Here is a 9131-nt window from a genome sequence, read left to right on the forward strand (position 1 = left end):
GGGCACCAGCGATTTTGATGAAAGGCTTCGAGCGATCGAAGCCTTTTTTCATTTCGGCTTCCGCCGAACGACTGCGCGCATTGTCTCACAGCGCCCGCGAAAACCCCGAATGCAATCTCGGCACAAAAAATGTTTACAGCCCGCGAAAATCGTGTAAAATGCGCGCTCTTCGCATCTGTGCCCAGGTGGCGGAATTGGTAGACGCACTAGTTTCAGGTACTAGCGGGTAACTCCGTGGGGGTTCGAGTCCCTTCCTGGGCACCAGCGATTTTGATGAAAGGCTTCGAGCGATCGAAGCCTTTTTTCATTTCCGGGCACGGCTTTCCCATGCTCCAGCAGCGGCGGTAACAATTGCTAACACAAGCGTACACGGCACCGGTAATCGCCGACCGGGGCGGTGCGTTATTCGGCTTGTCCAAACGATCGAGCCGAATCATGAAGAAGACCGCCACCCTCTGCCTGGCCGCCGCCCTGGCCATGACCCTCAATACATCAGCCCAGGCCGACTGGGGGCGCCACCGCGGCGATTTCCGCCCGCCCATGCCGATGCATGAGCACCACCACCATCGCGGCGGCGGCTGGGTTGGCCCGGCCGCGGTACTCGCCATTGCCGGCATGGCCATCGGCGCGGCAGCCTACAACAATGCCTACGCCGCACCGGCGCCGGTCTATGCGGCCCCGGTTTACGCGCCTCCCGCCCCGGTTTATGTCGCTCCGCCGGCGCGTAGCGGCGTCTGGTACTACTGCGGCTCCTCCGACCAGTACTACCCCTACACCAACGCCTGCCCGGAAGGCTGGCAGGCCGTACCGGCCCGCTGAAAAAGAAAACGGGCCCGCCGGGCCCGTTGTGTCATGCGCAAGCAGCGTTCGCTTACTTGAACGGATGCTGCTTGAGGATGGTTTCGTCGCGCTCCGGACCGGTCGACACGATGGCGATCGGCACTTCGCACAGTTCCTCCAGGCGATTCAGGTAGGCCTGCGCATTGACCGGCAGGTCTTCCCAGCGCTTGACGCGGAAGGTGGTGCCTTCCCAGCCCGGCATCGTTTCGTAGATCGGCACGCAGCGCGCCACGTCGTCGGCGCCGATCGGCAGCAGATCGACGACCTTGTCGCCCAGCTGGTAGCCGGTGCAGATCTTGATCTCCTTCAGGCCGTCGAGCACGTCGAGCTTGGTGATGCACAGCCCGGTCAGGCCGTTGATGCGCGCCGAACGGCGCAGCAGGGCGGCATCGAACCAGCCGCAGCGACGCTTGCGCCCGGTCACCGTGCCGAATTCCTTGCCGACGCTGAACATCTGGTGGCCCGGCGTGCCTTCGGTGTCGATATCCAGTTCGCTGGGGAACGGGCCGCCGCCGACGCGGGTGCAGTAAGCCTTGGTGATGCCCAGCACGTAATGCAGCATGCCCGGGCCGATACCGGCGCCAGCAGCTGCCTGGCCCGCCACGCAGTTGGACGAGGTAACGAAGGGATAGGTGCCGTGGTCGATGTCGAGCAGCGTGCCCTGCGCGCCTTCGAACAGCATGTTCTGGCCGGCCTTGTTGGCGTCGTAGAGCGCGGCGGAGACATCGACGACCAGCGGCTTGATGTATTCCGCATCGGCCATGGCCTGGTCGTAGACCGTCTGGAAATCGACCGGATCGGCCTTGAAATACTGGGTCAGCACGAAATTGTGGTACTCGAGGACTTCCTTGAGCTTTTCGGCGAAACGCTCGGGATGGAACAGGTCATAGACGCGCAGGCCGCGGCGGGAAACCTTGTCCTCGTAGGTCGGGCCGATGCCCTTGCCGGTCGTGCCGATTTTCTTGTCGGCGCACTTGGCGCCTTCGCGCGCCTTGTCGATGGCCGAGTGGTACGGCAGGATGATCGGGCATCCCGGGCTGATCTTGAGGCGCGAACGGACGTCGATGCCGCCCTTTTCCAGCTCGGCGATTTCCGAGATCAGGTGATGGATGTCGAGCACGACGCCGTTACCGATATAGCAATCGACGCCATCACGCACGATGCCGGACGGCACCAGGTTCAGCTTGTAGACGTTCTCGCCGACAACCAGGGTATGGCCGGCATTGTGGCCGCCCTGAAAACGCACGACCCCGCTGGCGTGATCGGTCAGCCAGTCGACGATCTTGCCCTTACCCTCGTCGCCCCACTGGGTGCCCACCACGATGACATTCTTGGCCATTTTTCTAGTCCTCTTGTATTGCTTCAATAATCCAGTGTTCGCCGACCAGCGCCAGTTTGCGGTCGCAGAACGGCCCTTCGCAGGCGGTTTCGGCCGGCAGCAGTTCGACGACGATCTCGCCCTGGTCGCGCAGCGCGGCGATATGGGCGGCCAGCCGTCCATCCTGGCCGACATGCGGCGCCAGGATTGCGCCCGCGCTCTTGCCGGCCGGTACCAGGCGCGCCACTTCGCGCAGGTCCATCGAGAAACCGGTGGCCGGGCGAGCCCGTCCGAATGCCTTGCCGGCCCCGTCGTAACGGCCACCCGACGCGATCGCCGTCGGATAGCCGGTGCAGTAAGCCGCAAATATCACCCCATTGTGGTAGTGATAGCTGCGCAGGTCCGACAGGTCAAATGAAAGCGGCAAGGCCGGCGCCTGCGCCGCAATGTGACGCAGGCTATCCAATGCCGCACGGATGGCCGGCAAATCCGGCAGGGTCCGCGCCGCTTCGTCGAGCACCTCGACACCACCGTAGAGATGCGGCAAACGCTGCAGCGCCTCGCGGTAGGGCGACGGCACATCGACGCAGGCATCGGCCAGTCCCGGCACGTCCTTGGCCTGGAGCAGGCTGAGCAGGTTCCCCTCGGCCTCCTGCGGCAAGCCGGCCGCTTCGGCCAGCGCGCGGAAGATGCCGACATGCCCGAGGTCGATGCGGCTGAGCGGCAGCCTGATCTTGTCGAAGGCCTCGGCCATCAGGCGAACCACTTCCAGGTCGGCGGCGATGCCGGCGTAACCGTAGAGCTCGGCGCCGATCTGCAAGGGCTCGCGGCTGGCGGAAATGGTCGCCGGCAGCGTATGCAGCACGCTGCCGCAATAGCACAGGCGGGTGACCCCCTGGTGGTTGAGGAGATGCGCATCGATGCGCGCCGCCTGCGGCGTGATGTCGGCACGCACGCCCAGCGTCCTGCCGGACAACTGGTCGACCAGCTTGAAGGTGCGCAGTTTCAGATCCTGCCCGGCCCCGGTCAGCAGCGACTCGAGGTATTCCAGCGTGGGCGGCATGACCAGTTCGAAACCGCGGCCGCGGAAGTGGTCGAGCACCGTGCGGCGCAAACGCTCGATGCGGGCTGCCTCGGCGGGCAGCGCATCGGCAAGGTATTCGGGTAACAGCCAGTTCATGAGAAAAGCATCAGAAGGATCAGGCCGATCAGCATCGACGTCAGGCCGACGAAGCGGATCTGCCCATCCGAAAATTGAATGAGGCGGCGAAAGGTTTCACGCCAGGCCGCCGGCGCGATGAAAGGCATGGCGCCTTCGAGCACCAGCATCAGCGCGAAGGCGAGAAGCAGCGTCGAGGTCATTTGCCCTTGTCGTTTCCACGCCCGGTACTCTTCATGTACTTGAAGAATTCGGAACTCGGCTCGACGACCAGCACGTCGTTCTTGTTCCTGAAGCTGCCGCGATAGGCCTCAAGACTGCGGTAGAAGGCGTAGAACTCGGCATTCTGCCCAAAGGCCTGGGCATAGGTATTGGTTGCCTTGGCATCGCCCTCGCCCTTGATCTTCTGGGCATCGCGGTAGGCTTCGGCAACAATGATTTCGCGCTGGCGGTCGGCATCGGCGCGGATCTTCTCGGCCTCGGCGGAACCCTCGGAACGCAGCTCGTTGGCCACCCGCTTGCGCTCGGCTTCCATGCGGCGATAGACCGCTTCGCTGACTTCCGTCGGCAACTCGACGCGCTTCAGGCGGACATCGACGATCTGGACGCCGATCTTGCGCGCATCGGCATCGGCCTTCTCGCGCATGTTGTCCATGATCTTCTCGCGTTCGCCGGAGACGACGTCATGCACCGTGCGCTTGCCGAACTCCTCGCGCAAACCGGCATTGACGGTCTGGTTCAGGCGGGTCTTGGCGCGCGACTCGTCGCCGCCGACCGAGATGTAGTACAGCTTGGGATCGACGATGCGCCACTTGATGTAGGAATCGACCAGCACGTTTTTCTTCTCGGAGGTGATGAAACGCTCCGGTTCGGCGTTATCCAGCGTGATGATGCGCTTTTCGAAGTAACGCACGTTCTGGACCATCGGCACCTTGAAATAGAGGCCAGGCTCGGAAATCGCCCGCTTGACTTCGCCAAGCTGGAAAACCAGTGCGTACTGACGCTGGTCGACGGTGAACATCGACATGGCCAGAACCACCAGGACGGTCGCGACCAGCGCGCCCAACACATTCATGCGCGAGCTCATCAACGACCCTCCCGATCACGCGAACGCAACGAACCGTCGCGTGAAGTAGACGAATACGCACCGCCGCCCACCTTGGGGGCACTTTCCATCTGCGGCGGCGCGTCGGACGACAAGGGCGCCGACGGGCGGGCGGTCGACGGCGCCACCGAGGCTTCCGGCGCCGCCTGGGCGGCCGTTGCCGCGGCAGTGGCCTGCATCAGCTTGTCGAGCGGCAGGTAGAGCAGATTGCCCTGCCCCTTGGCATCGACCAGCACCTTGCTGGTATTGGCGAAAATCTGCTGCATGGTATCCAGGTACATGCGCTGGCGCGTCACTTCCGGCGCCTTGGCATACTCGGCCACCACCTGCTTGAAGCGCGATGCATCGCCCTCGGCCGTCGAGATCACGCGCTGCTTGTAACCGTCGGCCTCCTGCAACAGGCGGGCAGCCGTACCCTTGGCCTTGGGAATCACGTCGTTGGCGTAGGCCTGGCCTTCGTTCTTCTGGCGCTCGCGATCCTGGCCGGCCTTGACGGCGTCGTCGAAGGCAGCCTGCACCTGCTCGGGCGGCTGGGCGTTCTGCATCGTGACCTTGGAAATCAGGATGCCGCTCTGGTAACGGTCGAGAATGTCCTGCATCAGCTTGGCCGCCTGGGTGGCGATCTGCTCGCGGCCTTCGTACAGCACGAAGTCCATCTTGCTCTTGCCAACAATCTCGCGGACGGCGGTTTCGGCCGCGCCCATCACCGCTTCGTCGGTCGACCGGTTGTTGAACAGGTAATCGACCGGGTCCTTGAGCACGTACTGGACGGCGAACTGGATGTTCACGATGTTTTCGTCATCGGTGAGCATCAGGGCTTCCTTGAGCACCTTGTTGCGCTCGCTGCCGCGATAACCGATTTCGATGGTACGCACGCCAGTCAGGTTGACCAGTTCGTGCGACTGGATCGGATAGGGCAGACGCCAGCGCAGGCCCGGCTCGGTAGCCTCCTTGAAGCTGCCGAACTGAAGAACCAGGCCGCGTTGCGAGGCATCGACGATATAGAAGCCGGAGGCCAGCCAGACGATCGCCGCCAGACCCAGCAGCAGGCCGATGCCGCCACCGAGGAAGCGCGGGTTGAAATCGATCTGCGGCATGCGCGGGCCGTCGCCACCGCCATTCCCGCCCCCACCGCCGCCGCGCTTGTTGCCGAATATGCCGTTCAGCTTGCGGTTGAAATCGCGCCACAGATCTTCCAGATCGGGAGGTCCGTCATTGGGGCGACGCGGGCCGTTGCCACCGGGCTTGTCGCCGTCATCGCCACCACGATTGCCCCACTGCGGGTCATTGAGCGACATGAAAATACCTAGAGTCGGAATCATGAATAGTCGGGATTCAGTTAATGTATTCGTTGTGAGCTTCGCGTTCTGCTTCAGTCAATGCCTTTTGTCGGGCCTCGGCCTTGGCGCGCGCATATTCGGCCAACGACTCGCGCAGCAGATCGAGTCCCTCACCGGAGCGCGCACTGACACGAACGCGCGCGATATTACCATACTCGTCCCGATCGACTCCCGGCGAGGCATCGGTCAGGTCGATCTTGTTCCAGACGACGATTTGCCGCACATGCTCGGCACCGATCTCGGACAGCACCTTGTTCACTTCGTTCATCTGCTCGTCCCGCGCATGGCTCGCGCTATCGACCACATGCAACAGGACGTCGGCATCGGCCGCCGCCTCCAGGGTCGCATGAAATGCATCGACCAGCGAGTGAGGCAGGTCGCGGATGAAGCCAACCGTATCGGAGATCACGATATTGCCGGCACCGGCAATCCAGAGCTTGCGCGAGGTGGTGTCCAGCGTCGCGAACAACTGGTCGGCGGCATAGACCCCGGCATGGGTCAAGGCATTGAACAGCGTGGACTTTCCGGCATTGGTATAGCCAACCAGCGAGACGCTGAGGACATCGCCACGCATCCGCGCCTTGCGCTGCACGCCGCGTTGGCGGGTCAGTTTGGTCAGCCTGTCCTTCAGCAACTTGACACGATTGCCCAAAAGGCGACGGTCGGTTTCCAACTGCTTTTCACCCGGACCGCGCATGCCGATACCGCCGCGCTGCCGCTCGAGGTGGGTCCAGCCACGGACCAGGCGGGTAGACAGGTGCTCGAGCTGGGCCAGTTCGACCTGCAACTTGCCCTCGGCGCTGGAGGCGCGCAAGGCGAAGATGTCAAGAATCAGACTGGTGCGGTCGATGACGCGGCATTTCAGCGCCCGTTCGAGGTTACGCTGCTGGGCCGGCGACAGATCGTGATTGAAGATCACCAGGTCCGCATCTCCGGCAGCCAGCATGGCGCCGATTTCATCGACCTTGCCCTTGCCGGCATAGGTTTTCGGGTCTGGGCTCTGGCGTCGCCCGCGAACCTCGGCTGCCACGATGCCGCCCGCCGATTCGGCCAACAGGCGGACTTCTTCCAGTTGATCCTCGAGATCGGGCTGACCGAAGTCGAGTTGAACGATCACCGCACGTTCGCCGGCGGCGGGTCGTTCAATCATGGGCGTTTCCGGGAGAGAGAAGCGCAGCCCCGCCGGAACGGCGGGGTGCTGAAAAGAGGCAGATTATTCGGCCGCCTGTTCCTGCTGGAGGTTGACCGGACGGGCCGGCACCACCGTGGAAATGGCGTGCTTGTAGACCATCTGGGTAACCGTGTTCTTGAGCAGAACGACGTATTGGTCGAAGGACTCGACCTGGCCCTGCAGTTTGATGCCGTTCACCAGATAAATAGACACTGGTACATGCTCGCGACGAAGCGCGTTGAGGAAGGGGTCTTGTAAAAGTTGCCCTTTGTTGCTCATGGTGTGGACTCCATGGTGGTAGTTGTTATGAGGGTCCTAATGTACCCAAATTTGGGGGGTGATGCCAAAAAATTTGCAGATTATTTCTTGTCTTTGTCGGCAAACGGGTTCTTCGCCGCGACAAACTGGATGCGCAACGGCGTCCCCTGCAATTTGAAGGCTTCGCGGAAGGTGTGTTCGAGATAACGGCGATAGCTGTCGGTGATGTGGTCGACCGCATTGCCGTGCACGACGATGATCGGCGGATTGGAACCGCCCTGGTGGGCGTAGCGCGGCTTCGGCCGGAACATGTTGTGCTTGGCCGGCGCCTGCTTGGCGACGGCATCGATCAGCACGCGCGTCAGGCGCGGCGTGGACATCTTGGCCATGGCCGCCGAATAGGCTGCGTCCACCGACTTGAAGAGATTTCCCAGGCCGATGTTCTCGCGCGCCGAGACGAAGTGGAACTTGGCGAAATCGAGGAATTTCAGCTTGCGCTGCAAGATCTGGCGGGTCTGCTCGCGGGTGTAGGCATCCAGGCCGTCCCACTTGTTGACCGCGACGACCAGCGCCCGCCCCGACTGCACGATGAAATCGGCAATGTGGGCATCCTGGTCGGAAACGTCGGCCTGGGCATCGACCATCAGGATCACGACGTTGGCATCCTCGATGGATTTCAGCGTCTTGACCACCGAGAATTTCTCGATCGCCTCGAACACCTTGCCGCGCTTGCGCATGCCGGCGGTGTCGACGAGCACGTACTTGCTGCCGCCGCGCTCAAAGTCGATCTCGATCGAATCGCGGGTCGTACCCGGCGCATCGAAGGCGATGACGCGTTCCTCGCCGAGCAAGGTATTGATCAGCGTGGACTTGCCGACGTTGGGACGGCCGACAATGGCGACGCGCACCGCATCGGAATGCCATTCGTCGTCTTCCGGCTCGGGGAAGCTTTCCAGCGCCATTTCGACCAGGCCGCGCACGCCCTCGCCATGCGAGGCCGAAATGGCATTCGGTTCGCCCAGGCCCAGTTCGTGGAAATCGGCCTCGACCATGCCGGCATTCATGCCTTCGGCCTTGTTGACGGCAACGAAGACCGGGCGGTCGATGCGCCGCAGCTTGTTGGCGATTTCCTTGTCGTGCGGCGTCAGGCCGGTGCGACCGTCAACCACGAAGATGATGGCGTCGGCCTCGGCAATCGCCTGCTCGGTCTGGCGAGCCATTTCGTGCAGGATGCCATCCTTGACCAGCGGTTCGAAACCGCCGGTATCGACGACCAGATAAGGCTTCTTGCCCAGCTTGCCGTGACCGTAGTGACGATCGCGGGTCAACCCCGGCAGATCGGCGACGATGGCGTCGCGCGACTTGGTCAGGCGGTTGAAGAGCGTGGACTTGCCGACATTGGGACGGCCAACCAGGACGAGCGTAGGTTTCATTGCACCTCGAATGCGCGGACTTCGCCACCGGCTGTCTGAACCAGCACGGCAGAACCCAACGCTTGCAGCGGCGCGCGAACCGGCGTGCCATCGGTTGTCTGGCGGGCCGCGAAGCTACCGTCTTCACGCGACAGGAAATGCATGGTGCCCTCGCCGTCGGCGACTGTCACCAGGCCGCGACGAATGACCGGCGCCGACAGGCGACGGTTCTTCAGCTTGTCCTGCTTCCACAGGCTGCTGCCGGACAGGCGATCCAGACCGTAGACGATCCCCTTGTCATCGGTAATGAACAGATAGCGGCCATCCATGACCAGGCCGCTGACCGACGAAATATCGCGCGACCAGACCATGGCGCCACCCTGCCCCATGTCGAAACAGGCAACCCGTCCCTGGAAGGCGACGGCGCAGATCTGGCGGCCATCGACCACCGGGGTGGCCACCACGTCGGCAACGCGGTCGAGTTCCGTTGCGCCCTTGGGCGAGGCGACGGCGCCCTCCCAGACCGGC

General features: G+C 62.9%; 10 protein-coding genes and 1 tRNA gene. 2 read left to right on the plus strand and 9 right to left on the minus strand.

The window, feature by feature from the left end; all coding sequences use genetic code 11:
• The first annotated feature begins 179 nt into the window (after positions 1-179).
• Positions 180-264, plus strand: a tRNA-Leu gene (locus Q0P59_RS19435).
• A gap of 171 nt (positions 265-435) precedes the next feature.
• Positions 436-819, plus strand: a complete 384-nt coding sequence (locus Q0P59_RS19440; protein ID WP_295009500.1) for a hypothetical protein — start codon at positions 436-438, stop codon at positions 817-819.
• Positions 820-871: 52 nt separating this feature from the next.
• Here the strand turns inward: Q0P59_RS19440 and Q0P59_RS19445 are convergent, their stop codons facing one another.
• From Q0P59_RS19445 to Q0P59_RS19485, 9 genes are all read right to left on the minus strand, one after another.
• Complete coding sequence (locus tag Q0P59_RS19445; RefSeq protein WP_295009502.1) at positions 872-2179, minus strand: adenylosuccinate synthase; 1308 nt, start codon at positions 2177-2179, stop codon at positions 872-874.
• A 4-nt stretch (positions 2180-2183) separates the two neighbouring features.
• On the minus strand, positions 2184-3338 hold the full coding sequence (locus Q0P59_RS19450) for an ATP phosphoribosyltransferase regulatory subunit (RefSeq protein WP_295009503.1): 1155 nt from the start codon (positions 3336-3338) through the stop codon (positions 2184-2186).
• Positions 3335-3520 carry a DUF2065 domain-containing protein gene (locus tag Q0P59_RS19455; protein WP_150427733.1) on the minus strand — a complete coding sequence of 62 codons (186 nt, stop codon included), beginning with the start codon at positions 3518-3520 and terminating at the stop codon, positions 3335-3337. Before Q0P59_RS19455 ends, Q0P59_RS19450 begins: the two co-directional genes overlap by 4 nt.
• The gene (gene hflC / locus Q0P59_RS19460) at positions 3517-4404 is read right to left on the minus strand and encodes a protease modulator HflC (RefSeq protein WP_295009506.1); all 888 of its coding nucleotides are present in this window, start codon (positions 4402-4404) and stop codon (positions 3517-3519) included. The genes Q0P59_RS19455 and hflC overlap by 4 nt, the downstream gene beginning before the upstream one ends.
• Complete coding sequence (gene hflK, locus Q0P59_RS19465; protein WP_295009508.1) at positions 4404-5720, minus strand: FtsH protease activity modulator HflK; 1317 nt, start codon at positions 5718-5720, stop codon at positions 4404-4406. The genes hflC and hflK overlap by 1 nt, the downstream gene beginning before the upstream one ends.
• A gap of 37 nt (positions 5721-5757) precedes the next feature.
• Complete coding sequence (gene hflX / locus Q0P59_RS19470) at positions 5758-6912, minus strand: GTPase HflX (protein ID WP_295009510.1); 1155 nt, start codon at positions 6910-6912, stop codon at positions 5758-5760.
• Between the two features lie 63 nt (positions 6913-6975).
• Positions 6976-7212, minus strand: a complete 237-nt coding sequence (gene hfq / locus Q0P59_RS19475) for an RNA chaperone Hfq (RefSeq protein WP_011288708.1) — start codon at positions 7210-7212, stop codon at positions 6976-6978.
• Positions 7213-7292: 80 nt separating this feature from the next.
• Positions 7293-8624 (minus strand): ribosome biogenesis GTPase Der, encoded by a 1332-nt coding sequence (gene der / locus Q0P59_RS19480; protein ID WP_295009514.1) that lies wholly within the window; start codon positions 8622-8624, stop codon positions 7293-7295.
• On the minus strand, positions 8621-9131 hold a 511-nt coding region (locus tag Q0P59_RS19485), incomplete at its 5' end, for a PQQ-binding-like beta-propeller repeat protein (protein WP_295009516.1). The genes Q0P59_RS19485 and der, both read right to left, overlap by 4 nt.

It is taken from the genome of uncultured Dechloromonas sp. (assembly GCF_945957265.1).
Classification (GTDB): Bacteria; Pseudomonadota; Gammaproteobacteria; order Burkholderiales; family Rhodocyclaceae; genus Azonexus.

Excerpts from the sequence above, each read along its gene's own strand:
- Q0P59_RS19440 (WP_295009500.1), top strand. The coding sequence starts at position 436 with ATGAAGAAGACCGCCACCCTCTGCCTGGCCGCCGCCCTGGCCATGACC.
- Q0P59_RS19445 (WP_295009502.1), bottom strand. The coding sequence starts at position 2,179 with ATGGCCAAGAATGTCATCGTGGTGGGCACCCAGTGGGGCGACGAGGGT.
- Q0P59_RS19450 (WP_295009503.1), bottom strand. The coding sequence starts at position 3,338 with ATGAACTGGCTGTTACCCGAATACCTTGCCGATGCGCTGCCCGCCGAG.
- Q0P59_RS19455 (WP_150427733.1), bottom strand. The coding sequence starts at position 3,520 with ATGACCTCGACGCTGCTTCTCGCCTTCGCGCTGATGCTGGTGCTCGAA.
- hflC (WP_295009506.1), bottom strand. The coding sequence starts at position 4,404 with ATGAGCTCGCGCATGAATGTGTTGGGCGCGCTGGTCGCGACCGTCCTG.
- hflK (WP_295009508.1), bottom strand. The coding sequence starts at position 5,720 with ATGTCGCTCAATGACCCGCAGTGGGGCAATCGTGGTGGCGATGACGGC.
- hflX (WP_295009510.1), bottom strand. The coding sequence starts at position 6,912 with ATGATTGAACGACCCGCCGCCGGCGAACGTGCGGTGATCGTTCAACTC.
- hfq (WP_011288708.1), bottom strand. The coding sequence starts at position 7,212 with ATGAGCAACAAAGGGCAACTTTTACAAGACCCCTTCCTCAACGCGCTT.
- der (WP_295009514.1), bottom strand. The coding sequence starts at position 8,624 with ATGAAACCTACGCTCGTCCTGGTTGGCCGTCCCAATGTCGGCAAGTCC.